General features: G+C 39.8%; 24 protein-coding genes. 14 read left to right on the top strand and 10 right to left on the bottom strand.

Going from position 1 to position 24,641, the window contains the following annotated elements:
* Positions 1-22: 22 nt before the first annotated feature.
* From gorA to ACWQ4X_RS11555, 6 genes are all read right to left on the bottom strand, one after another.
* A complete protein-coding gene (gene gorA / locus ACWQ4X_RS11580; RefSeq protein ID WP_178929037.1) occupies positions 23-1,375 on the bottom strand; it encodes a glutathione-disulfide reductase in 1,353 nt (450 codons plus the stop codon).
* Between the two features lie 111 nt (positions 1,376-1,486).
* Positions 1,487-2,050 (bottom strand): TetR/AcrR family transcriptional regulator, encoded by a 564-nt coding sequence (locus ACWQ4X_RS11575; protein WP_151685487.1) that lies wholly within the window; start codon positions 2,048-2,050, stop codon positions 1,487-1,489.
* 96 nt (positions 2,051-2,146) lie between these two features.
* Entirely contained in the window at positions 2,147-2,701 is a 555-nt protein-coding gene (locus ACWQ4X_RS11570) for an OsmC family protein (RefSeq protein WP_034120175.1), read from the bottom strand.
* 89 nt (positions 2,702-2,790) lie between these two features.
* A complete protein-coding gene (locus ACWQ4X_RS11565; RefSeq protein WP_025095517.1) occupies positions 2,791-3,126 on the bottom strand; it encodes a carboxymuconolactone decarboxylase family protein in 336 nt (111 codons plus the stop codon).
* Between the two features lie 27 nt (positions 3,127-3,153).
* On the bottom strand, positions 3,154-3,948 hold the full coding sequence (locus tag ACWQ4X_RS11560) for an SDR family NAD(P)-dependent oxidoreductase (protein ID WP_151685489.1): 795 nt from the start codon (positions 3,946-3,948) through the stop codon (positions 3,154-3,156).
* Positions 3,949-4,057: 109 nt separating this feature from the next.
* Complete coding sequence (locus ACWQ4X_RS11555; RefSeq protein ID WP_025095515.1) at positions 4,058-4,462, bottom strand: thioredoxin family protein; 405 nt, start codon at positions 4,460-4,462, stop codon at positions 4,058-4,060.
* Positions 4,463-4,760: 298 nt separating this feature from the next.
* Here ACWQ4X_RS11555 and ACWQ4X_RS11550 point away from each other — a divergent pair, with 298 nt between their 5' ends.
* From ACWQ4X_RS11550 to ACWQ4X_RS11535, 4 genes are all read left to right on the top strand, one after another.
* Complete coding sequence (locus tag ACWQ4X_RS11550) at positions 4,761-5,870, top strand: alkene reductase (RefSeq protein WP_151685491.1); 1,110 nt, start codon at positions 4,761-4,763, stop codon at positions 5,868-5,870.
* A gap of 84 nt (positions 5,871-5,954) precedes the next feature.
* Positions 5,955-6,656, top strand: a complete 702-nt coding sequence (locus ACWQ4X_RS11545; RefSeq protein ID WP_057083083.1) for a DsbA family oxidoreductase — start codon at positions 5,955-5,957, stop codon at positions 6,654-6,656.
* Positions 6,657-6,887: 231 nt separating this feature from the next.
* Positions 6,888-7,541 (top strand): leucine efflux protein LeuE, encoded by a 654-nt coding sequence (gene leuE / locus ACWQ4X_RS11540; protein ID WP_205667493.1) that lies wholly within the window; start codon positions 6,888-6,890, stop codon positions 7,539-7,541.
* Positions 7,542-7,713: 172 nt separating this feature from the next.
* Complete coding sequence (locus ACWQ4X_RS11535; RefSeq protein WP_209765938.1) at positions 7,714-9,537, top strand: monovalent cation:proton antiporter-2 (CPA2) family protein; 1,824 nt, start codon at positions 7,714-7,716, stop codon at positions 9,535-9,537.
* A 632-nt stretch (positions 9,538-10,169) separates the two neighbouring features.
* On the opposite strand, the gene ACWQ4X_RS11530 is transcribed toward ACWQ4X_RS11535, so the two are convergent.
* The 3 genes from ACWQ4X_RS11530 to ACWQ4X_RS11520 all read right to left on the bottom strand — a co-directional run bounded on the left by ACWQ4X_RS11530 (position 10,170) and on the right by ACWQ4X_RS11520 (position 12,175).
* Complete coding sequence (locus tag ACWQ4X_RS11530) at positions 10,170-10,517, bottom strand: hypothetical protein (RefSeq protein ID WP_457903738.1); 348 nt, start codon at positions 10,515-10,517, stop codon at positions 10,170-10,172.
* 209 nt (positions 10,518-10,726) lie between these two features.
* Positions 10,727-11,389: a hypothetical protein gene (locus ACWQ4X_RS11525; protein ID WP_457903737.1), complete on the bottom strand. Its 663-nt coding sequence runs from the start codon at positions 11,387-11,389 to the stop codon at positions 10,727-10,729.
* Positions 11,390-11,476: 87 nt separating this feature from the next.
* Complete coding sequence (locus ACWQ4X_RS11520; RefSeq protein ID WP_142769130.1) at positions 11,477-12,175, bottom strand: exonuclease domain-containing protein; 699 nt, start codon at positions 12,173-12,175, stop codon at positions 11,477-11,479.
* A gap of 236 nt (positions 12,176-12,411) precedes the next feature.
* Here ACWQ4X_RS11520 and ACWQ4X_RS11515 point away from each other — a divergent pair, with 236 nt between their 5' ends.
* The 9 genes from ACWQ4X_RS11515 (at position 12,412) to rapA (ending at position 22,659) form a co-directional block, all read left to right on the top strand.
* Positions 12,412-13,638, top strand: a complete 1,227-nt coding sequence (locus ACWQ4X_RS11515) for an alpha/beta hydrolase family protein (protein WP_457903736.1) — start codon at positions 12,412-12,414, stop codon at positions 13,636-13,638.
* A gap of 154 nt (positions 13,639-13,792) precedes the next feature.
* Positions 13,793-15,046, top strand: a complete 1,254-nt coding sequence (glyA, locus tag ACWQ4X_RS11510; protein ID WP_100241631.1) for a serine hydroxymethyltransferase — start codon at positions 13,793-13,795, stop codon at positions 15,044-15,046.
* 166 nt (positions 15,047-15,212) lie between these two features.
* On the top strand, positions 15,213-15,617 hold the full coding sequence (gene rnk, locus ACWQ4X_RS11505) for a nucleoside diphosphate kinase regulator (RefSeq protein ID WP_100241630.1): 405 nt from the start codon (positions 15,213-15,215) through the stop codon (positions 15,615-15,617).
* Between the two features lie 136 nt (positions 15,618-15,753).
* Positions 15,754-16,374, top strand: coding sequence for a thiamine phosphate synthase (thiE, locus tag ACWQ4X_RS11500; RefSeq protein ID WP_457903735.1), 621 nt, complete (start codon positions 15,754-15,756; stop codon positions 16,372-16,374).
* Positions 16,375-16,415: 41 nt separating this feature from the next.
* Complete coding sequence (hemL, locus tag ACWQ4X_RS11495) at positions 16,416-17,717, top strand: glutamate-1-semialdehyde 2,1-aminomutase (protein WP_457903734.1); 1,302 nt, start codon at positions 16,416-16,418, stop codon at positions 17,715-17,717.
* A 63-nt stretch (positions 17,718-17,780) separates the two neighbouring features.
* Positions 17,781-18,200: a GlcG/HbpS family heme-binding protein gene (locus tag ACWQ4X_RS11490; RefSeq protein ID WP_457903733.1), complete on the top strand. Its 420-nt coding sequence runs from the start codon at positions 17,781-17,783 to the stop codon at positions 18,198-18,200.
* On the top strand, positions 18,200-18,904 hold the full coding sequence (locus ACWQ4X_RS11485; protein WP_457903732.1) for a phosphopantetheine-binding protein: 705 nt from the start codon (positions 18,200-18,202) through the stop codon (positions 18,902-18,904). The genes ACWQ4X_RS11490 and ACWQ4X_RS11485 overlap by 1 nt, the downstream gene beginning before the upstream one ends.
* Positions 18,905-19,035: 131 nt before the next feature.
* Positions 19,036-19,677, top strand: a complete 642-nt coding sequence (locus ACWQ4X_RS11480; RefSeq protein WP_142769123.1) for an RluA family pseudouridine synthase — start codon at positions 19,036-19,038, stop codon at positions 19,675-19,677.
* A 144-nt stretch (positions 19,678-19,821) separates the two neighbouring features.
* Positions 19,822-22,659 carry an RNA polymerase-associated protein RapA gene (gene rapA / locus ACWQ4X_RS11475; protein ID WP_457903731.1) on the top strand — a complete coding sequence of 946 codons (2,838 nt, stop codon included), beginning with the start codon at positions 19,822-19,824 and terminating at the stop codon, positions 22,657-22,659.
* A 73-nt stretch (positions 22,660-22,732) separates the two neighbouring features.
* Here the strand turns inward: rapA and fabR are convergent, their stop codons facing one another.
* Positions 22,733-23,428, bottom strand: coding sequence for an HTH-type transcriptional repressor FabR (fabR, locus tag ACWQ4X_RS11470; protein WP_100241623.1), 696 nt, complete (start codon positions 23,426-23,428; stop codon positions 22,733-22,735).
* A 138-nt stretch (positions 23,429-23,566) separates the two neighbouring features.
* Between fabR and ACWQ4X_RS11465 the strand changes: the two genes are divergently transcribed.
* Positions 23,567-24,634 (top strand): ferredoxin reductase, encoded by a 1,068-nt coding sequence (locus ACWQ4X_RS11465; RefSeq protein WP_457903730.1) that lies wholly within the window; start codon positions 23,567-23,569, stop codon positions 24,632-24,634.
* The last annotated feature ends 7 nt before the right edge of the window (positions 24,635-24,641 follow it).

The following is a 24,641-nucleotide window of genomic DNA, read 5'->3' as shown; positions in this document are numbered from 1 at the left end:
TGCTTTAAGGTATCGCTAAGAATTAACGCATGGTGACAAATTCTTCAGATGAAGTGGGGTGAATAGCAATCGTATTATCAAAATCTTGCTTTGTTGCTCCCATTTTTAAAGCAACAGCAAAACCTTGAAGAATCTCATCCATTCCATATCCAATCCCATGTATTCCTAAGATTTTTTCTTCAGCACCTACACAGATTAGTTTCATTTTAGTTAGCTGTTTATGCTCTGTCACCGCTGTATACATACTAGTAAAAGATGAGCTATATACTTTGACGTTATCTTTGCCAAACTGTTCTATGGCTTTTTCTTCAGTAAGACCGACTGTACCAATAGGTGGATGACTAAATACCACTGTTGGGACATTGTTATAGTCTAAATGTTCATTTGGTTTATTATTAAAAAGCCTTTCTGATAGTCTACGGCCTGCTGCAACTGCGACTGGAGTTAACTCCACTTTTCCAGTAATATCGCCAATCGCATAAACACCTGTTTCAGTTGTATTTTGGAATGAATCAACTTGAATAAATCCTTGATCATTTAATTGAATATTTGTCAGATTTAAGTCAAGAGGTTGTGTATTTGGTTTTCTACCTACTGCCCAAATGAGACAGTCAACAATATGTTTATTTCCATCTTCTAAATATAAAACAATGGAGTTATCTTCAAGTTTGGAAACCTTTTTAATTTGAGTATGAGTATAAACTTGAATATTCTCACTACGCATATGTTCAATTAAGGTTTGACCTAAAAAACTGTCGAGGTTACGTAGAGGCTGATTTTTACGGATAAAAAGCTGTACATTCGAACCTAAAGAATTGAGAACTCCTGCAAGTTCTACTGCTATATAGCCAGAACCGATAATTGCAGTACGTTTAGGCAAATCTTGTAATTCAAAAAAACCGTTAGAGTCAATTCCAAATTCTACACCTTCAATATCAGGTAAACTTGCTTGTGTTCCAGTTGCAATAAGAATATGGTCAGCTGTAATTTTTTCACCATTGACTTCAATCGTTTTCTTATCAATAAATTTAGCAAAACCATGAATTACATCAATATTGTTTTTACTCAGTACAGAATCATACGAGGCACGAATTCTTTTAATATAATCCTGCCGATTATTAATGAGCTTTTTCCATTCGAAAGATTTTAATTCCGTATCGAATCCATAATCTGGACCATACTTTTTAATTGCATCGGCAATTTGAGCTGAATACCACATGACTTTTTTAGGAACGCAACCAACATTTACACAGGTTCCTCCTATGTCACCCATTTCAATCAGGGCACATTTTTTGCCATAAAGTGCTGCACGATTAACGGACGCAATACCACCACTGCCACCGCCGATCGCTATATAATCATAATGTTTAGGCATTAAAAATTCCTTTAATATTAACTAAATATTAATCGTCGAAGATTGTCAGTAGCTATAGTAATAAACGAAAACCGTTTAATTAGGTTTATGTTTACTTAAAATTAATGTGATTTAGAGCACGTTAACAATATTGCCAATAATAGCTGGATCTAACTCTGTACCGTCATTCATAGCCCATCGAACAAAACTACTGCCTTCCAATAAACTTAAAATCTGAAAAGCTTTTTGGTGTGTGTCACCTTTAGAAGATAATTCACTGCATGCAACTCCTTCATCAATAATTTTTTTAATCCACTTTAATTGGATCTCAAAATATTGGCGAGTCAGCACTTGTAACTTATCTGGTAATGCGGCCATTTCAGCTGCAAGCGCACCACATAAGGGCAGCATTCCATCTGACATTGCTGCTCTAAAAAGAGAAGCGAATGCGCATAGACGGCCAAAGGCATTCGGAAAATCTTGCTCTATTCTCTCGAAGTCTAGAATAGACTGCTGTATATATGACTCGATAATGACTGCACCAAGATCTTCTTTTTTTGGAAAATGGTGATGAATACTCGCTTTTTTGATTCCGACCACTTTTTCCAAATCAGCATAACTAAATGCAGCATAGCCTTTAGACCGTAACATATACTCAGCCGATTTAATTAATGATGCTCTGGTATCAATAGACATAATGGCTTTTACCTGTACGAAAATATGAGGGGGAGCATACTATGATATCACTGATAGTAAAGAAACCTCAGCTAGTACGTATGCTCCCTTATTACTTTACTTTTGAACGACTACAAGCTTAGGTTTCATGCGAATTGCACGTGATAAATTCGCAAAATTCGGAGATGTTTGAATCACTGCATTGTGAATCTCTTCTAGCTGCTCAGGCGTAGCATCCGCATCAATAAAAACGCTATATTCTATTTCATCATATCCTGGGTTAACTGTTTCATCTAGACCGAGAAAACCACGTAAATCAAGTTCACCAGTCGTGTTGATTTCTAATTTATTAACAGTGATTCCTTTTGATGCCGCAATTGCAACATATCCAACAGTCATACAAGCATTAAGAGCTGCCATTAACAGTTCTTGTGGATTCGGTGCTGTATCAGTTCCTAATATATCAGTTGGTTCATCTGCGGCAATATGGAAATTACGCTCGTATGTTTTTCCACAAAGTTCATAGGACTTAATCGTTGAAACAGAACGTGTTTGACCTGCCCAGCGAGTTTCTACATTAAAGCTAGCTTTTGATGTATTAGGGTTTTGGCTAACGCCCTCCGCAAACTGTTGGAAAGCATCTACATCAATACCGTTGATTGTATTTTTCATATGAAAATATCTCTATATTTGAATTTAGATAACTTGGGTAAATGAATAACCCAAGTGAGTACAGTTGTATAAAAATCAAGCCCTATGATTTATAACTCGTCATAAGCGTCTAAGGTTCTTGCCGAGTAGACATAGGCTGCTCCAGCATTTAAAGCAATTGCAGTTCCCAATGCAGCAGCGACTTCTTCTTTTGTTGCCCCAGCTTTTTTTGCAGCAGCAGCATGAGCCGTTAAACAACCATCACAGCGAGTCGTTACTGCGACTGCTAAAGAAATCAACTCATGTGTTTTTGCATCCAACACTTTGTTTTCTCGTGTCGCAACTTCTAAGTTGTGAAACGCATTAGCGACAGGTTTATTTGTTTTTGCAAAGTTACCTACGCTTTTAACAAGTGCAGATAATTTGTTAGTCCATTCACCATTCATTTTCAGTACCTCTTCAATTTTTAAGCGTTATTTACCAAGTTTTCGTGATGCCATGACACCACCATCTACATCCCAAATTGAACCAGTCACCCAAGATGTTTTATCCGAAAGGAGAAATACAATAGTTTCTGCAACATCACGTGGAGTTCCATTTCTTCCTAATGGATGAAAACTATTGAAATCCTGCAAAGCACTATCTAATTGATCACTAGGGATAAATCTTTCAAAAATACGAGTTTCTACCATGCCAGGGCTAACAGCGTTTACTCGAATGCCATGTTCAGCAAGTTCTGCTGCAACATGCCGAGTCATAGCCTCTAATCCTATTTTTGCCATTGAATAAGCCGATGCCGTAACAGTTTCAATAGCCTGACGTGCAGCAACGGCAGTTACATTTACAATCGATCCAGTTTTATTCTGCGCAACTATTGATGCTGCAACTTGTTGAGTAATAAAGAAGAAAGCGCGATTCAAATCGAGGAAATTGTTATAGTCACTCAATGAGTGATCTAGGAAACTTTTAGGGTAAAAAATTCCAGCTGAGTTAACTAATAAGTTAATGTCTTTATGTTCACTATTTAATTTGCTAATTAGATTTTGAACGCTATCAAAATTTGATAAATCAGCTGTTAGTGCAAAAACTTGATCTTCACTTGTTATAGCAACTAATTGTTTACGCGCTGCTTCGGCTTTATCTGCACGATTCCCGACGATGACGACTGTACCGCCTTGTTCAGCGACTTTCTGTGCTGTTTCTAAACCAATGCCACTCGTACCACCAATGACAAGAAGTTTCTGACCTTTAAATTGTTGTTCACTCATGGAAAACCTCAATAATTGATTATTTAATTCAATCTACCTACTAGTTGGTTTGTAGATTATATAGACTAATTCCAAATGTCAAGCACCACTTGAAATTAATCTGAATAAATCATTCGGGATGGCTGTTGGAATTTGTTAGACAAAGTGAGCCTATTGTTTCTTGATCAATATCTTCAAAACCGTTTGAATCTAATTTCATTAGCTCTTCTAACGCGTTTTGATAATCCGTTAAGGGCTTTACGCCTACGATACGTTGAATTAATTGTCCATCTTTAAACATGAGTACAGAAGGTAAACCCCATATTTCATAACGATTTGCTAAAACTGGTGATTGATCAACATTGACCACTCCAACAGTTACATTACTCTCTATATGTTCTGCAAATTCATTAAATAAATTTTCACTACTATGGCAAGGCGGGCACCAAGGTGCGTGAAAACGTACCACAGCCAAACCTTCTTTCCATCCAATGTTGTGGAAGTTATCTTCATTAAAGGGAAGTAATTTACGCATTTTAGGGTTTCCTTTTTTCGCTGATAGATATCGAACACTAAATAAGTTAAATAATATTTAATCGATTTTGAGTATGAATAAGTAAAACTCAGGAATAAAATATTAAAAATACTATTGCCTACCTATTAGTTGGTTGATATAGTGTCACTATCTTATCTGTTGCGCAATAGGGATAACAAAATACGAATTTTTGTATCTTTTAGAAACAGGTTATCGACCTGTGTCATTCATTGTCAGATTGATGAGTGTGGTCAAAGAAATTGCTTAAATTATTTGTAAATCTTTCTTGAGGTATATGATGAATAAATTATTCACTCCCCATAATTTGGCGGATATTCAATTAAAAAACCGTGTAGTAATGGCACCAATGACCCGTACTCGGACATTAAATGATGTGGCAGATGAGCTAGTTGCACTTTATTACTCTCAACGAGCTTCAGCGGGTCTAATCATTACTGAGGGTTTACCTGTATCAGAAGAAGGGCGTGGTTATTTATATACCCCAGGTTTATATAATGAAGCGCAAATGCATGGATGGCGCAAAGTTACAGATGCAGTGCATGCAAAAGGTGGACGTATTTTTGCTCAACTTTGGCATGTGGGACGAATGTCACATGTTTCAGTGCTACCTGAAAATCAAGCACCAGTATCATCTGGAACTATTCCAGCAACTAACACTACAGTATTTGCGTATTCTGATTCTGGAGAACCTAGTGCGGTTACACCAAGCATTCCTAGAGCGCTAGAAACTGAAGAAGTTAAACGTGTCACTAATGATTTTGTTAAATCTGCACGACTGGCTATAGAGGCTGGTTTTGATGGCGTAGAAATTATGGCCGCAAATGGATTTATCTTTGATCAGTTCCTCAGTACTGAATTAAATAACCGTACCGATGAATATGGTGGCTCTGTTGAAAATCGCCAACGTTTCCTTTTTGAAACGATCGATGCTATCTCGCAAGAAATTGGTAATGATAAAGTTGCTGTACGTCTTTCACCATTTGGACGTATTTATGACCTTGCAGCTTATGAAGGGGAAGCTGACACGTGGAAAAATATTGCATTGGCTCTTGGGCAACGTGAATTAGCATACGTTCATTTATACTATCAACCTACTTATGAAACAGCACCTATTGAAGCTGAGAGTTTTAAAACTTTATTCCGTAAAGTTTTTCAGGGCACGATTATTGCCGCAGGAGGTTTTAATCGACAAAGTGCCGAAGCTGCCTTGGAAAAAGGTGACGTTGATTTAATTGCTTTCGGTGTTCCGTATATTGCTAACCCAGATTTAGTAGAGCGGATGCAGAATAATTGGCCTTTGGCAGAAAGTGATCGCACAACGTATTACGGTGTGAGTGGTTCTCCAGAAAAAGGATATACAGATTATCCGAATTATGAAGTGAAGTAAGCAGATGATTGCCTAGCCATTTTTATGGCTAGGCTTAAAAGATCTTTGCTCATACAACATCTAATCAAGATTACTGAGGTATTTATGAAAACACTACTCCCACAAATAACCATTGATGTGTGGTCCGATTTTATCTGTCCGTGGTGCTGGATTGCTAAAAAAAGATTTGAAAAAGGATTAGATGCTTTTGAACACAAGGATCATGTGATCGTTCGATATCATAGCTACCGCCTTGCTAATAAGTATGTGCCTGAACCATTTAAAGCAGCATTGTATAAAAAGTTTGGAGGAAAAAATGGTGCAGAAGCGATGATGAGCCAAGTAAAGAGTGCAGGTGAGTCGGAAGGACTAATCTATAACTTTGATACTATGCTTTTTGGCGATACTTTAGATGCACATGCCGTAGTAAAGCTAGCACAGCAAAAAGGTTTAGGTGAGATACTTGCTGAAAAGTTATTCATGGCAAGTGTAACAGAAGGTCGGTCTATATTTGATCGTAAGGAGTTGGTTGAACTTGCTACTGAAATAGGCTTATCCCGTGAGGAAACGGAAAGTGTCTTTAGCAATGATTTGTTTAAACAAGGTGTTCTACAAGATGAAGCAAACGCACATGCAATAGGTGCTAGTGGCGTTCCACTTTTTATTATAAACAATAAATATTCAATCAGTGGTGCTCAATCTGTAGAAACCTTTCTAAGTGTTTTAGAGCAGGTATGGACAGAAAAGCAGAGTGAAATAACGGCTACTGAAGGTCAAAGCTGCGGTATTGATGGTTGTAGCATTTAGTTTTTATAATTAATAAGCGTTGATAGGAATGTAATTGAGTTATCTACCATCAACGCATTTTTACTTAATTATCAAATGAAGTTAAAGATGATCAACTGTTTGACTAAATCCTTGCTAGTATTTAGATGAAAATTTAATTTAATGAATGGTTTATACTAATTCTTTGTTTAATAAATTTTTTAATTGATGTTAACGTTATGCCGAATCGGCTTTTGAGTCTGTGAGTTTATTTTGCTTGGAATTACTGATCTAACAACTTTTATTATTGGCACGACTTTAATTGTATTATTACCTGGGCCAAACTCACTTTATGTCATGTCTATTGCATCACGTTACGGTATTAAAACTGGTTATTTAGCAGCCTTTGGGGTTTTTAGTGGTGATTTAATTTTAATTATTCTTACCATTTTAGGTGCAGCGTCGTTATTGCATGCTTTTCCGTGGTTATTTACTGTTTTAAAGCTTATAGGAGCGCTATATTTAGGTTACCTTGGCGTAAAACTCTTGATTGCTGCTTATCGAACTTGGCATCCACAACCTCAAATTTCTAAATTGATAGCCAATCAATCTACTAAAAATGAAAGTATCAAGCCATATCAAACGGCCTTGTTAATTAGCCTAATTAATCCAAAAGCAATTTTATTTTACTTATCCTTTTTTCTACAATTTGTGGATCCAAATTATCCTTATCCATCACTCAGTTTCACTATTCTTGCGATTGTCTTACAAATCATAAGTATGAGCTATTTATCTCTATTAATTTTTTCAGGTGTAAAATTAGCCAGCTACTTTAATCATCGTTATAAAATTACTGCAATCAGTGTGGCATCTATTGGTTTGTTATTTTGTGGATTTGGAGTAAAACTTGCAACTACAGGTCTCTAAAAATGTGCCGTATTACTTTGGTATGATTTTTAGTGATTGGCTTTAAATATTGTGTTTGCTTTTAAGCTATATTGTACTTGTACAGTAGGTAGTTGAGCTTGCCCGAAAAGTCACTGTACATAAATTTATGAATTTTTTACATACAACAATAATTCAAATTAATGAGAAAAATATGAGTTCAGAAGCCAGTTCAATCAGTTTATTAGCCCCCGTAATATTATTGACGGCCGCAGTGATTGCGGTACCCATATTTAAACGAATTGGACTAGGCTCTGTACTTGGGTATTTAGTTGCGGGGTTGATTATCGGCCCATTTGGTCTAGCTTTTTTTTACGACTCAACATCAATATTACACATTGCCGAGTTAGGCATTGTCATGTATTTATTTATTATTGGTTTAGAAATGCAACCCTCCCATTTATGGAGCCTAAGGCGAGAAATATTCGGATTGGGTTCGTTGCAGATTGTTCTCTGTATTATTGGGTTGATGGGTGTTGGACTGGCTTTTGGATTCAATTGGCAGATAGCCTTTATTGCAGCGTCAGGTTTTGTTTTAACTTCAACCGCTATTGTAATGCAGTTGCTTGGGGATCGAGGCGATATTACCCAACCACGAGGACAAAAGATTGTTGCCATACTTTTGTTCGAAGATTTACTGATAGTGCCATTATTGGCATTAGTTGCTTTTATAGCGCCAAATCATGTTGTTGAAAGTACCTCAGTAAGGTTTCAGAATATAGGTCTTGGTTTAATTGCAGTTGCTGGTTTAATTGCTGCTGGTTACTGGTTACTTAACCCATTATTTAGATTATTAGCTGCGGCCAAGGCTCGTGAGGTTATGACTGCCGCAGCTCTACTGGTCGTTTTGGGAGCTGCACTATTGATGCAAGTAAGTGGCCTTTCAATGGCTATGGGTGCATTTTTGGCTGGTGTATTACTTTCGGAGTCTACATTTAGACATCAAATCGAAGCGGATATTGAACCATTCAGAGGAATCTTGCTGGGATTATTTTTTCTAGGCGTAGGAATGTCACTGGACTTGTCAGTTGTAGCAAAAAGCTGGCCATTAATCATTAGTGGTGTATTGTCGCTAATGTTGATGAAAGCAGTGGTGATTTATATTGTAGCGCGTTTAACCAAAAGCCCACATGGAGAAGCGTTAGATAGAGCATTGTTAATGGCTCAAGGTGGAGAGTTTGCATTTGTACTTTTTGCGGCAGCTACTTCTGCTCAAGTTATCGATACTACAATCAAATCAAACTTGACTGCTATAGTGGTACTCTCGATGGTTTTGACTCCAATCATTGGAGTTTTATTTAAAAAATTTGTCAGCGCAAATAAACCAGCTTCCTTAGAAAACATTGATATTGCAGAGGGCTTAACGGGTAGCGTATTAATGATTGGTTTTGGACGCTTTGGGCAAGTCACGAGTCAGTTATTGTTAGCTCGAGGGGTTGATGTAACCATTATTGATAATGACATTGACATGATTCAAAATGCTGAAAGATTTGGTTTTAAAATTTATTATGGCGATGGAGCTCGTTTAGATATTTTATATGCTTCAGGTGCTGGAACTGCACAAGCTATCGTGGTTTGCGTAGATAATAAAGAAATCACTAATAAAATCGTAAATTTAGCTCAGCATGAATTTCCTTTATCTAAATTGCTAGTTCGTTCTTTTGATAGAGAGCACTCACTTTATCTAGTTAAACAAAATGTGGATTACATGATTCGTGAAACATTTGAGTCTGCAATTAAGTTGGGTGAGGCAGTTTTGGGAGAACTTGGAGTTGAGCCGGAAGATGTTCAACAAATTAGCGATGAAATCAGGGAGCGGGACAATGAACGTTTTGTTACTGAAATAGCCGCTGATGATGTCTATGCTGGCGTTGATATGCAATACTCACATCGGAAGCCTCGACCTACTGCACCGCTCATACAGCCAAAACAAAATTCACGTATTTTGAATAATGATGAAGAAAAATCTAATTTATAAAAAACTATTCAAATATGATGAAATGAACTTAGAAGCATTTGATGTAGTCTCAAATGAGTCCGTCTTGTGTTTAGGTTACTAGAATCAGTCCATACGAGCATAGTGCTATGTTGGAATAATAATCTCTACATGTGGCATTTTTAAAAGATGCTTTTGAAGCACTCAGATTCATGATTCAAGTACGGAAAGTTTATTGCGGTAATCATTACGGTAATTTTTTTTAAGTAATTAAATTTTTATTATTAATCAATATTATATTTTGTTTTTCTTGTGCGCGCTGAGCGCACCATATTTATTGAAAATCAATAGCTTAAATATTTTATTCAAAAAGCATCTAAAATCAATTTGATTTTTGCATCATTAATGTTCTGAAATGTGATTAGCTCTTGCTCAATTTTCTGTATTGTCCTATATTAAAACTACAGTAGCTAGCAACACAAAGAGCTACGAAGTAGTTGGACGGATCATTGACAGCTAATTGAATTTGCAACGTAAAGTTCAAATAAAAAATCAGCACTAGCCATCCAACATAAAAGAACTCGCAGAAATGCGAGTTCTTGCTGTTTATAGTATTTAATTTTAAACCACAATATCTTTGCTGGCTTATCTATAACCAACTTAATTTTTTCAGTTTATTTCAATTGTAGTTCTACATCATATTTTCCAAATTCTTGAATCAGCTCTTTCAGCATCTTTATAGCAATCGGGTTTTCTATATCTGGATGCAACTCTATGGCGTGTTCACCATCAAAATAGCTCATAGTTAAGATTTCCCAGTGATAATCAAGCGTACTTTGATAGATTTCTAAATTCAGTAATTGCATGTTCTGGTTCATCTGCTGTGGAATCACACTACGAATAATCAGTTGCAGTGTTTCATTGTTTTCTCTACGTGCAGGAAAAGTAATCACCCAATTACCCACCTTTTTCAGTTGTGCTGGATGATCATCTGGATGAAAAACAAGGTGGAGTGGCGTCATTGCTTGCCCCTAAATTTTTCTATTTCACCGATATTGTGTTTCCTATAGCTATAATGCTTAAGTCGAAGGATTGGTTCCCCCAAGCGTTGCAAGAAATATTTAAAAATAATAAATTGCAGTAAGACCCTAATAAATATTAGCTTTTAAAATTTATAAGTATGCTGCTAAGTGTCAATTCCACTGAGCTTAAACAAAATATCTCTTAAAATTTATGCTGGATTGAGCCGTTGCAGTGAAAAATTAATCTGATGCAAAATCCGATTCAACTCTTTCGGTGGAATGCGAGTTTCTTGTAATTGGGTAATCCACTGCATTTGGCAGAGTTTTAAAGAGCGCAGATCTTCAGCACCTTGAATGCGCATTACCAGTTGTTTTGCCATTAGCCCACAATATTTCTGTAGAAGCTGTGCCATTAAGTATTTTACATCTTCAAAATCCAGTGCAACTAAATCTTCAAATGCAGGCTCAGCGGGTTCTGGTGCAGCAGGTTGAACAATCTGATCGTGAGAGAGCAATGCTGCCTGAGTTTGTGGATCAGCAGGCATTTCTACCTGAACGTTTGGTACGGTTGTTGGTGTTAAAACGGGATTGGTTGAGTGCGGAGTCGGCGCATTTTGTGGTTCAGTTAAGGGTTCTACAGCTTGAACTTCTGGCTCAGCGATAGCTTTAACGCTGGAAGCCATAATCAGCCCCATTTCGCTCAGTTGCTCAATCAATTCAGGCGGAGCAAGACGCTGCTTGAAGATTTCGTTCATGGACTCAAAATCTTCAGTTCCAATCAGAACCAGTAAGCGGCGTTGACGAGCATTTAATGGCAAGCTACGTTGTTTTAGTGCGTCATGTCCTAGTTGTGTTTTAGAATAGTGAATCATGTCTTAATTTATTCCATGAGATAAATTAAGCAGACTATACTGCGTGAAAATTACACTATTGTTAAAATTTAATTACAAATCATAGATTTATAATGTGACTAAACTCACATTTTCTAATGCTTTGCGCAAGTAAGGATCAAGATCATCTTGGCGCAATAACCACTGTATATAGTCAGCAGGTAGATCTGAAATATTGGTACCGCGATGCTTGCCAAAGTTAATGCTGCGTGGAATACGTGCATCTTCAGAAGCTGCATATAGCTCTTCCATACTGTTAATATTTAGTTGATGCACGATGTGCATTAAAATATTGGCAGTCAGAATAATATCCATATCAGCACGATGCGCTTTTTTAATCATCTCGCGCGCTTTTTCACTGCCTTTACTGATCATATAAATTAAGGCTGAGATATTGTGCGCTTCGGCATCTGGCCAGACACGACGTGCTAGTGCCAAGGTGCAAATTGCTTTAATCGAACTGGTATTGACACCACATTTTTCAATTGCCCGAATATCATAATCAATATTATGTCCAATAATGTATTGCGTATCGGGCGGCAGGGTAAAGCTGCTGTAGTGCGGTTTGTTCTGTAAATCTGATTCAAGAATATGGTGTACAGCCATCGCCGCAAAAGAAATGGGTTCATCGACACTATACAGTTGGTCAAATAACTTTGATTTATCCAAAGTCAGTTTTCCATTCTGAACATCAATAGGTGCATATGCAATTTCAATCGGTTGACCATTTAAGGTATGAGTTTCTGTATCCAGAATAATGGCTTGCATATGAAAATCCTAAGGTGCAGCTGAATGGCTCAATTTAACATTTTCAGGGGGAGTGAAACAAATCTAAAGGAGGGGTTTCATCTGTTCCTGCAAGCTTTTTACTTTAGAAAATGGTCAAATCAGCTTTTTTAAGATTGAATTTAAAATAAATTGAACAGAAACGGGAAAAAGCGTAAAAATAATATGTTGCTGAAAATTGAAGCAAAAACAATAAAAAATTGAATAAGGAAATAACCATGCAAAAGAAATTGCTGCTTGCAATATTCACCAGTTCCACCCTGTTGTTGAGTGCATGTCATGATGATGATCATGACTCTTATGTCTCTGGCGATAGTATTCCTAAAAATAATATTGTGAATCCTGTGGTAACGACACCAACTGCTTATACCTTAACGGATATGTCTGCAACTGCGGGTGAAAGTGTGGTCATGACCTATAAAATGCTCGGCATGAATAATACTGAGGTTCAAGCAACAGCTTTGGTCTTTACCCCTAAAACAGCACCACCAGCCAAAGGTTGGCCAATTGTGGTGTGGGCACATGGAACAACGGGTGTAGCCGATATTTGTGCACCGAGCCGCAGTCAATTAAACACCTATATTCAAGCCATGATCGAAGGCTTGCTCGCTGCGGGATATGTCGTGGTTGCGCCAGATTATGAAGGTTTGGGTGAGCCTGCCAATGATGAGTTACATCCATTCTTAAATGTAAAGAGTGAAGCCTTTTCGATTACTGATGCCGTTGTGGCAGCACGAAATTATTTAGGAAATAAAGTTTCGAATCGCTGGATGACTGTTGGGCATTCACAAGGTGGACATGCCGTATTAGGCGCAGCGCAATATCAATCGCGAGCGCAACTGGACTATAAAGGTACGGTGGCGGTTGCACCTGCATCCAATCTTGAATTGATTTTAACTGCGGGTGAAAGTTTAGCGGCGCAACAAACGGATTTAACCGAAAAGATTACCACCTTAGCGTCTTTAGATACCTTTACTGCTTTAATTACCGCAGGCTTACGTAATCCAAATCCTACTTTGCAATATAGCCAAGTGTTTAAGTCCCCAACCGACCAAATAGCCGATAATGCTGAAACGGACTGTTATACCTCTTTGGGGCAGGAGTTTGGTTTAGGGATGCAGGCTTATGCACTCAACAATGCAGGGGATATTAGCAATTATCCACGCACCCAAAGTGGCTTTATGAATCTGTCACCAGTGCGTCAATTCTTGGATACCGACTCGCAACCATTACAAGTGAAAATTGAAACACCGATTATTATTTATCAAGGTGCCATGGATACGACAGTTCCAAAAGCTGCCACAGATACTTTACTGAGTGGAGAGGCTGCTAAAAACTCGCAAATTACCTATAGAACTAATACAACTTGGGATCATGGCACGGCTTATGTGTTGAATATTCCAAATATTTTGGTAGACGTACAAACATTAATGCCAATTCAATAAGTTGGTTTAAATAACTCGGCTCATGTTTTTATCTGCATGAGCTTTTTTTGTGTAAAACAGCGCAAACTTCATTCTCAAAATTTACAAACTTCATGCTACAATACGCGCCAATCTTAGCACGGCTTAAAAGCCCTAAATACATAGGACCTCGCTAATGTTTGCCAATATCTCTATTGCTGAATTTGATCCAGAATTAGCTCAAGCAATTTCTAACGAAGACGCTCGTCAGGAAGCTCATATTGAGTTAATCGCATCAGAAAACTATTGCTCACCAGCAGTAATGGAAGCTCAAGGATCAAAACTCACTAACAAATATGCAGAAGGCTACCCAGGCAAACGCTACTATGGCGGTTGTGAATATGTAGACATCATCGAACAATTGGCAATTGACCGTGCTAAAGAATTATTTGGTGCTGATTACGCTAACGTTCAACCACATGCGGGTTCACAAGCAAACTCAGCTGTTTATTTAGCTTTACTTAACCCAGGCGACACCGTTTTGGGTATGAGCTTGGCTCACGGTGGTCACTTGACTCACGGTGCGAAAGTAAGCTTCTCTGGTAAAACGTATAATGCAATTCAATACGGTCTAAACCCAGAAACTGGCGAGATCGATTACGAAGAAGTTGAGCGTTTAGCTGTTGAACACAAGCCACGTATGATCGTTGCTGGTTTCTCTGCGTACAGCCAAATCGTAGATTGGCAGCGTTTCCGTGACATCGCAGACAAAGTAGGTGCATACCTTTTTGTTGATATGGCTCACGTTGCTGGTTTAGTTGCTGCAGGTGTATACCCAAGCCCAGTACAAATTGCTGACGTAACAACAACAACTACGCATAAAACTTTACGTGGTCCACGTTCTGGTTTAATCCTTGCAAAAGCAAATGAAGAAATTGAGAAAAAACTTCAATCTGCTGTATTCCCAGGTAACCAAGGTGGTCCATTAGTTCACGCAATCGCAGCGAAAGCAATTTGCTTTAAAGAAGCGATGGCGCCTGAATACAAAGCGTATCAACAACAAGTGGTTAAAAATGCTCAAGCTATGGCTGAAGTGTTAATCGCACGTGGTTATGACGTTGTTTCTGGTGGTACTGAAAACCACTTGTTCTTGTTATCTTTAATCAAACAAGACATTACTGGTAAAGATGCAGATGCTTGGTTAGGTGCTGCTCACATCACTGTGAACAAAAACTCTGTACCAAATGATCCACGTTCTCCGTTTGTTACTTCTGGTATCCGTATTGGTACTCCAGCAGTTACCACTCGTGGTTTTGGTGAAGCAGAAGTTCGCGAATTGGCAGGCTGGATTGCTGACATCCTAGATTCAAAAGGTAGCGAAACTGTAATTGCAACAGTGAGAGCGAAAGTTGAAACTGTATGTGCTAAATTCCCAGTATATGCAAAATAATTTAAATTTTGCTTGAGAAGCCTCCCTCAAGGGGGGCTTTTTTTATTGCTATACAAAATGCCTATCATCACCATTCTTCATTTTCTGCTATAAATAATTGAGTAAGTGAAAATAAAGAACATACAACGTAAAACTTAAAACATAAATTTTTGAGAAGGACGGTTTTATGGATAAACCTACCATTATTGTTTCTGCACAGGATCTAAATCGTTTAGAAACCATGTTAGAGCATCAATCGAAATTAACACCGACCATGGAACATTTGGAAGATGAGCTGGCACGCGCAAATGTTGTTGCCCCGCAAGATGTTCCTGCCAATGTTGTGACCATGAATGCACGGGTATTGGTGATCATTGCCCCTGAAACGACAGCAACGGAAATTACCTTGGTGTATCCACACGATTTTCGTGGTGATAAAGGACAAGTGAATGTACTGGCACCAGTCGGTGCAGCAATTTTAGGACTGTCTGAAGGTCAGGAAATTGAATGGCCACAACCTGATGGACATTTAATGAAAGTCAAAATTGAACGGGTATTGTATCAACCTGAACGTGAAGGCGATTATTTATAAGTTTGGCGCTGAGCATAAGGAATTAGCGTAAATCTGATCTGTCGCAAAGCCATCATAATGCTATGATGGCTTTTTTATGAAATCTTAGAATCTAGATCATAATAGATTCTTTAAACAGTTGTGGAAAGGCGTTTTTATGCGTGGTTTATACCTCATTACCAATGATGATCCTTTAAATGTTTTGCTGGAAAAATTACACGCAGCTTTGGCAACGGGACAGATTGCAATTCTTCAGTATCGCCGTAAAAAAATAAGTCTGACAGAGCAACCAGCGGAAGTTGAACAAATCAAGGCATTATGTGAGCAATACCAAGTGCCGTTTGTGATTAATGATGATTTGGCTCTTGCAGAACAATACGGATTGGGTGTGCATTTGGGGCAGGATGATGGTGAAATTGCCGATGCAGTTGCGCGTTTACCGCAAGGCGTCATTATTGGTCGTACCTGCTTAAACTCTTTGGCATTAGCAGAAAAAGCGATTGCGGAAGGCGCCACCTATGTCGCATTTGGTGCAGTCTATACCACTGCGACTAAACCTGAAGCAGGCAATGTGGGGATTGAAGTGATTGCTCAGGCAAATCAGAAATTTGCGCTACCGATTTGTGCGATTGGGGGATTAACCGTTGAAAATTCAGCACCTGTGATCACTGCGGGCGCAGACCTTTGCGCGGTAATTAGTGATATATTAGCGTTGAATGTAGCTGACATCCCATCCCGTGTGCATGCATGGGCACAGTTATTTGCTAAAATAGCATAATGTTGTAAGTCGATTATTTTCTTTTTAGGTTGAGTGAATTCATGAGTTTATCTCCAAAGCAAGAACAACTATTTAAACAAGCCAGTAAACATATTCCAGGAGGGGTGAACTCTCCTGTGCGCGCGTTTAATGGTGTAGGTGGTACACCGGTTTTTATTGAAAAAGCACAAGGTGCCTATTTGTTTGATGTGGATGGTAAGCGTTATGTAGATTATGTCGGCTCTTGGGGACCGATGATTCTTGGTCATGCTCATCCAGATATTATTAAAGCGGTGCAAGAAGCTGCCGTAGATGGTTTAAGTTTTGGTGCACCAACGGTACATGAAACGACTTTGGCAGATGTAATTTGTGAAATCATGCCTTCAATTGAAATGGTGCGTATGACCAACTCAGGCACCGAAGCCACTATGACTGCCATTCGTTTGGCACGTGGCTATACGGGTCGTGACAAAATTGTGAAATTTGAAGGCTGCTACCACGGTCATTCAGACTCACTATTAGTGAAAGCGGGTTCAGGCTTATTGACCACAGGTGAAGGTGAAGCGACTTCTGCGGGTGTGCCTGCTGATTTTGCCAAGCACACGTTAACCCTACCGTATAACGACATTGCGACATTAAAAGAATGCTTTGCCAAATTTGGTGCTGAAATTGCGGGTGTAATTGTCGAGCCAGTTGCAGGCAATATGAACTTGGTGAAGCCAGTTGAAGGCTTCTTGCAAGCGATTCGTGAAGTATGTGATGAACACGGTTCAGTCTTCATTATTGATGAAGTCATGACGGGTTTCCGTGTTGGACTGGGCGGTGCACAAGCACACTACGGTGTGACGCCTGACTTAACCACTTTAGGTAAAATTATTGGTGCAGGTCTGCCAGTCGGTGCTTTTGGTGGTAAACGTGAAGTGATGGAATGTATTGCACCACTAGGTAAAGTCTACCAAGCGGGTACATTGTCGGGTAATCCTTTGGCAATGCGCGCAGGGATTGAAATGTTCAAACATTTGCGCCAGCCAGGTTTCTACGAGAACTTAATTGCGCAATTAGAAAAACTATTGGCAGGTTTACAACAAGAAGCCGATGCTGCGGGGATTCCTTTTAAAACCCAACAGGCAGGTGCGATGTTCGGTCTGTACTTTACCGATCAAGAAGACATCACTAGTTTCGATTCGATGTTGAAATGTGACGTTGCGGCATTCCGTAAATTCTTCCATGGCATGTTAAATCGTGGTGTGAACTTGGCACCATCAGCATTTGAAGCAGGCTTTATTTCAAGTGCACATAGTGATGAAGATATTGCGTTTACCATTCAGGCAGCCAAAGAAACTTTTGCTGAAATGAAAGCGTAATCCAAACAGAATGTGATAAAAGCCTGTGACAGTGTTGCAGGCTTTTTTATGCAAGGAAAATACATGAAAACCAAATACTGTTTAGACTTAGCCGATGCCGAATTAATCTTAAATACTGCCTATGAATATGCGCTGCAAAACGGCTTTGCTGTCAGTATCGCCGTGGTGGATGACACGGGTTGCCTGTTGAACATGAAACGTATGGATGGGGCATCGCCTATGACTGCACGTTTGTGTCATGAAAAAGCACAATGTTCTGCCATCAGCAAACGTCCCACTAAATTGTTTGAAGATTTAATCCGCAATGGACAGCAAGGCTTTCTGACTGTAGAAAGTATTTCGGGAATGCTAGAGGGGGGTGAGCCGATTTTGTACCAAGGGCAGCTTGTGGGGGCAGTGGGTATTTCTGGGGTGAAATCCTTCCAAGATGCAGAAATTGCCCAATATGCGATTCAACAATTTCTGGCACAGGTTCAGGGCTGATGTTTTATCCCTTGCCAAAAAAGATTCAGCTTGTCGCTACACCAGCCAAATGGTCATTGAGCACTACGCAAAGTGTTTTGTTGGTGATTGGTTTACAACAGTTACAAGCAGAAGCAGAGTGGAGCAACAGCGAATTGGCATTGAATGTTCTACGCTGTATACAAAAAGCCCAAGCCCTTGATGTTCCGATCCTAAATTTAGATCTTGCCAATCCCGCTGAGACCATGCAGCGCTTGGGTGAGCATTTGTCGGATCGACAACAGTTGGTGGTGACTGGTTTAATTACCCCAGTGGCGAAACAGCTTTTAGAGCATATTCATTCGGTGAGTGAACAGATCTGTGTCATTAATGATGCTATAGCGCTTCCGAATTTGGAGCAGCATGTGCAGTGGATTGAGAAAATCAGCTTACAGCACATGTTGCATATGAATACCCAAAGTTTGCTACGGCTTTGGTCGCTCAGCGCACCTAAAGAATTTATCTTGTCCGAGCGTGGTATCCTGTATGCTATTGCAGAAGCTCTAGAAATATCACCTTTAGAATTGGATTTAGTGCAGGATTTACAGGCATATGCTTTGGACTCTGTCGCAGTCATGAGTTTGGTTGGACTATGGCGAGCCAATGGTGCGAATATCAGTTATGAAGATGTATTACATAGCCAAAATCTGGAAAAACTGATTAAGCAGTTAAGGGCAGATTCATAATACGGGCATAATCGGCATTTTTTTAGATAAAATCGTAAAAAACGCTGACTTTTATCTGATTCTGCATTGTAATTTTCGAGTGAGCTTTTTATTATTGCCCGCTTGTTTGCACAGTCAGCTTGGAAAATCTCTTGAGTCAATTTCTGAATGAACATCTGATCCACCGTGATGAGGATTTTATGGTAATCCATAAACCTGCGGGGATACTCACAGTGCCAGGAAAAACGGCTGACTTGCAAGACTGTGTCATTAATCGGTTGCTACAAGAAGAACCGAAAACCTTGCTGATTCACCGTCTAGACCGTGATACTTCAGGCATTTTGGTTTTTGCACTCTCTAAGTTCGGGCAAAACCGAATTTCTCGTCAGTTTCAAGAACGACAAACTTCAAAAATCTATCAAGCAGTTGTGGCTGGGCATTTACAAGGTGAAGGCACGGTGGATGTACCTGTGGTCTATGATCCGACGCGTCCACCTTTGCACATTGCTGATCCGAGTCACAACAAGCCCGCATTGACACACTGGAAAGCGACTGAGCATTTTGAAATGCAAGGTCAAGCGGTGACGCGTGTGGAACTGACACCCATTACAGGTCGTTCGCATCAGTTACGTGTACATATGCAGTACTTAGGTCATCCAATCGTAGGGGATACGCTGTATGCCGCACCCGAGCAGCTATTGTTGGATCGTTTATGTTTGCATGCTGAACGCCTAAGCTTTCTTCATCCGAAGACCGAGCAGTTGGTTGAGTTCTACTGTCCAGTGCCATTTTAGGGCGAAAAAAATACGCTTCAGATTCGAATAAGCCCACTTTTTTAGTGAGCTTTATGTCAAAATATATTGCTTAAAGGCCTGAAATTTTGTTCAAATAACTTTCTGTTTTGAGCAATTATTTCTTGGTCTACATTTGAGATAAAGGTGGAAAAATTGCAGCAATTTGCTATTGGTCAACGTTGGTTATCTGACACAGAAACAGAGCTTGGCTTGGGGGTTTTAATCGACGTAGATGAACGCTCGATTAGCATCTTATTCCCAAAAAGCGATGAAACGCGTGTATATGCCCGCAACAATGCCCCTCTATCTCGTATCGTTTTTAATGCGAATGATGAAGTCCACGATCAGGAAGGCACACAGTGGCTGGTGGAGTCATTGGAGCATAATCATGGCGTAGTGCGTTATGCAGTGGTGCGGACCTTAGAAGATGGTTCTCAACAACGTAAAACGCTAAATGAAACCCGTATTGGGGCACAAATCCAGTTATCGAAGCCATTAGATCGTTTATTGGCAAGCCAGATTGATTATAAAGAATGGTATGACCTGCGTATTGAAGCGTTGCTGATGCAAGCCAATATGCAAAGCAGCCCGCTCCGTGGTCTAGTGGGTGCGCGTGTTGGTTTGATTCCGCATCAGCTTTATATTGCGCATGAAGTAGGTAAACGTTTTGCACCGCGTGTTTTATTGGCCGATGAAGTGGGGCTAGGTAAAACCATTGAAGCGGGTTTGATTATCCATCAACAATTAAAAACAGGCCGTTCTGAACGTATTCTGATTTTAGTCCCTGATTCATTGCAGTATCAGTGGATGATTGAAATGCGTCGCCGTTTCAACTTGGCGTTCTCAATTTTTGATTTAACACGTACCGCATCTATTAAAGAACATGATCCAGAACTCAATCCATTCTTGACTGAGCAATGCATTATTGCCAGCGTGGATTTGATGATTGATCATGATGATTTGCGTGAACAAGCGCTTGAAGCTGGTTTCGATCTGTTGGTCGTGGATGAAGCGCATCATTTGATGTGGAATGAAGAAGAAGGCGGTAATGATCGCTATGATCTGGTCGAAGAGTTAGCTGAACAAACTCCGGGTGTATTGTTGTTAACTGCAACACCAGAGCAGTTGGGTGTAGAAAGCCATTTCGCCCGCTTACGCTTGCTCGATCCACAACGCTTTAGTTCATTAGACCGTTTCTTGGATGAAGAAGAAAAATATCAACATACTGCAAAAATTGCAGAAGTGTTGATGTCAGATTTCCCGCTTGAAGAAAGCCATTTAACCGCCATTGAGCAGTTATTGGGTCACCGTATTACAGATGAACCTGAACAACGTTTCCGTGCCATCCATGAGTTGTTAGACCGTCATGGTACAGGTCGTATTTTATTCCGTAATACCCGTGAAGCGATTCAAGGCTTCCCTGGTCGTGATTGCCAGCCTGCACCACTTCCAGCACCAGAAAACTGGTCTAAAGATGGTAAATTGCGTGAGCAAATGTGGCCTGAAGAAGCCCAACTTGATGGTGCATGGATGGAATCTGACCCACGCGTGGGTTGGCTCATGGAAATGCTGCGTACCCAGTTAAAACACAAAAAAGTGTTGTTGATTGCGCGTAGTGGTCCTGTAGTGGAAGCCTTGGAAAATGCTCTGCGTTTGCATGCGGGTATCCGTACAGCTATGTTCCATGAAGGCATGAGCTTGCTTGAGCGTGACCAAGCTGCGGCATATTTTGCTGAAGATTCTTATGGTGCCCAGATTTTACTCTGTTCTGAAATTGGTTCAGAAGGGCGTAACTTCCAGTTTGCTTCTGACTTGGTTTTATTTGATCTACCTGCCAACCCTGACGTGTTGGAACAGCGTATTGGTCGTTTAGACCGTATTGGTCAAGAAAACCGTATTCAAATTCATGTGCCATATTTGGAAGGTACTGCGCAAGAGCGTATGTTCCGTTGGTATAACGAAGCGTTGAATATTTTTAGTAATATTTCGCCAACCGCACAAACCTTACAAGAAAACTTCATTGTGAATTTGAAAGACTGCTTACTTACCGATATGGGGCAACAGTTTGAAGACTTGCTTGAAGAAGTCAGTGTGCAACGTGAAGCGCTTGAAGCTGAATTGCAAGCAGGGCGTGACCGTTTACTGGAATACAACTCATGTCGTCCAATTGTGGCGCAGGAAATTGTGCAAGCGCTTGAAGACTATGATGACAACACCACTTTGCCAATGTTTATGAAGCGCTTCATGGCGTCGACTAACATTGATTTTGATGAGCAAAGCAATGGTACAGTCATTATTAAACCGACAGATCAAATGCAAGTTCAAGGTCTTACCTTGGATGAAGAAGGCATGACTGCGACCTTCTATCGTGATCAAGCGCAAGTGCGTGAAGATGCACAATATTTGACTTTAGAACATCCATTCACTGAAAGCGTGATGGAAATGATCAATACGCAGGCTTTTGGTAGTACCAATGTCGCGATTTTAAAGTCGAACGCATTAAAACAAGGTTCAGTTCTACTTGAAGTGTGGTTTAAGGTCGATGTGATTGCACCGAAAGCCTTGAACTTGCCATCGAGCTTGCCACAGCAATTGATTCGCGTATTGCTCAGTGAGAATGGTCAAGATTTATCGATGAAGATCGAGCCAAGTATTTTGAAACCATATTTACATCATTTAGACAGTAACAGTTGCCGTCAAGTGGTGAAAGCTCGTCGTGATGTGATTGAAGAGCGTTATCAACAAGCCTTGAATATTGCCAAAGCTGCTTTACCTGAGATGAAGCAGCAAGCCAAAGAAATCTATGGTGGAAAATGGCAATATGAAATTGACCGTTTGAGCTACTTAAAGCAATTCAACCCAAGTATTCGTGAAGATGAAATTACGCGTTTACAAAAATTGCAAAAAGAAGGCATTGGCTTGTTGGATGGTTTATCTGTCACTCCAGAAGCGATTCAGGTCTTGGTCGTGGTTAAGCCTTAAGGTTTAACTTCCGATCCAGCAATAAAAAAGCACCGTCAGGTGCTTTTTTATTGGGATAAATGCGTTTCTAAGTTTAACGAATTTGCGACTCATCCAAATGGCGTGCGCCTTCTAAAATCATGCGAATCATGATCATGGTTTGTTCTGCAACGGCTTTACGCTCATCATTGGGTAAATCAATGACTTTAGCACCCATATGAAACACCAGTTGGGTAATGGCTTTGGCAGCAAGTTCGGGATGTGCCATTTTGCTGTGATTGAGACGTTCTAGGCGAATCAAGTCATCTTTTAGTTCTTGCTGGAAGAAATTCAGTTGACGATCTACCGCTTGTTTATAAGAGGTCGAGCCTGTATAGCCTTCACGCAGCAACAGGCTTAAATTGCCTTCATCCGTATTTAACTGTTCAATAAATACTTCGACTGAGCTGCGAATAATGCTGCTTTGTTTGATGGCTTTTAAACGCGCTTCATGCAAAATTTGGCGTAATACAATGCCTGAACGGTCAATTAATTCAATCGCTAGTTCATCTATATCTTTGAAATGGCGATAAAAACTATTTGGTGCAATGCCTGCCTCACGTGCAACTTCACGCAAACTTAAAGAAGCGATACTTTTTTCAGGTCCAATCAGCTTGAGCGCTGCTTGGAATAATTCATCTTTCGTAATGGTAGCTTTACGACCGACAGAACGTACTACAACAGGTTCATGTGCCTTATTTAGCTCATGCGTTGTAGTGTCGAGTTTTGTTTTGATCGAAGGCTGGTTCATATTTTTCAATAGATTAAATGCTTTTTCGCATTATAGCCTTTACTGCTGATGAAGTGAAATGAATAAAAAAGGACGAATATATATACAAATATATATACATGTGTATAATAATTAAAAGTCAATTGCGTGGTCCTAACGATGTTCATGCTAAAAAAATCAAATTCTCCCCTTAATTTTTTAATCGACAGTGTTGTTGATCAGCACTCGTTGAATTTCTGGTTGCAAAAAGTCAATCCACTTTGGTCTGTCGATCAGGCACTCGGTAAGATTGTTCAAAAAGATACGACTGCAGATGAAATGGTGAGCATGACGATTGAAGTCAACCGTCATTTCAAAATGGGTCAAGCAGGTCAGCATCATCCTGTGATGGTCGATGTACAAGGTGCGCGTTATGAGCGTACTTATAGTTTGACTCAGATTGATGCACAGCATGTGTTGCTTAGCGTGAAGAAAGTTGAACAAGGTAAAGTGAGCAACTGGTTAATCAACCAAGCTCAAGTGGGTGACGTACTTGAATTTGGTCAACCTTATGGTGATATGTTGTTGCCTCAACAGAAGCAACCGTTAATTTTGTTGGCTGCGGGTAGCGGTATTACCCCAATGTACAGCTTATTGACTGCCTTGACGCAGTCGGAACAATTACGTGAGCGTAAAGTTCATGTGATGTACTGGGTAAAGCACTATGCAGATTTCGCCTTCAAATCTTATTTTGAGCAATGGGCGAAGCAATATCCGCAATTTTCTTATCAAGTGTTTTATACCCAAGAAGAACAAGCGGATGCACGTTTAAATGCGGCTCAAGTCGAGGTATTAACCGATATTGATCAGTCCATTGTGTATGCCTGCGGTCCTTCTGGTTTTGTTCAACAAGCAGAACAACTGTTTGCTCAAGCGCAACTGTTCAAGAGCGAAGCATTCAGCATGACGCCTGTAGCAAATGATGATACTGGCTTTGTAAATGTGACGCTAAGTAAGTCCAACAAAGTGGTGGCAATTCCACGCGGACAATCGATTTTGGTTGGTCTGGAACATGCCAATGTGAAACCGACTTATGGCTGCCGTATGGGTGTCTGCCATAAATGTGTATGTAATAAAGTACAAGGCTCAACGCAAGACATGCTGAATGGTCAACAAAATAGCGAGCCAAGTAATCCATTAAAACTATGTGTAAGTTCTGCCAAAACAGATCTTGTGATTGATTTATAAGAGAGTT

Source organism: Acinetobacter sp. NigerLNRRAM0016 (assembly GCF_054112845.1).
This window is presented reverse-complemented; position numbering and strand designations above follow the sequence as displayed.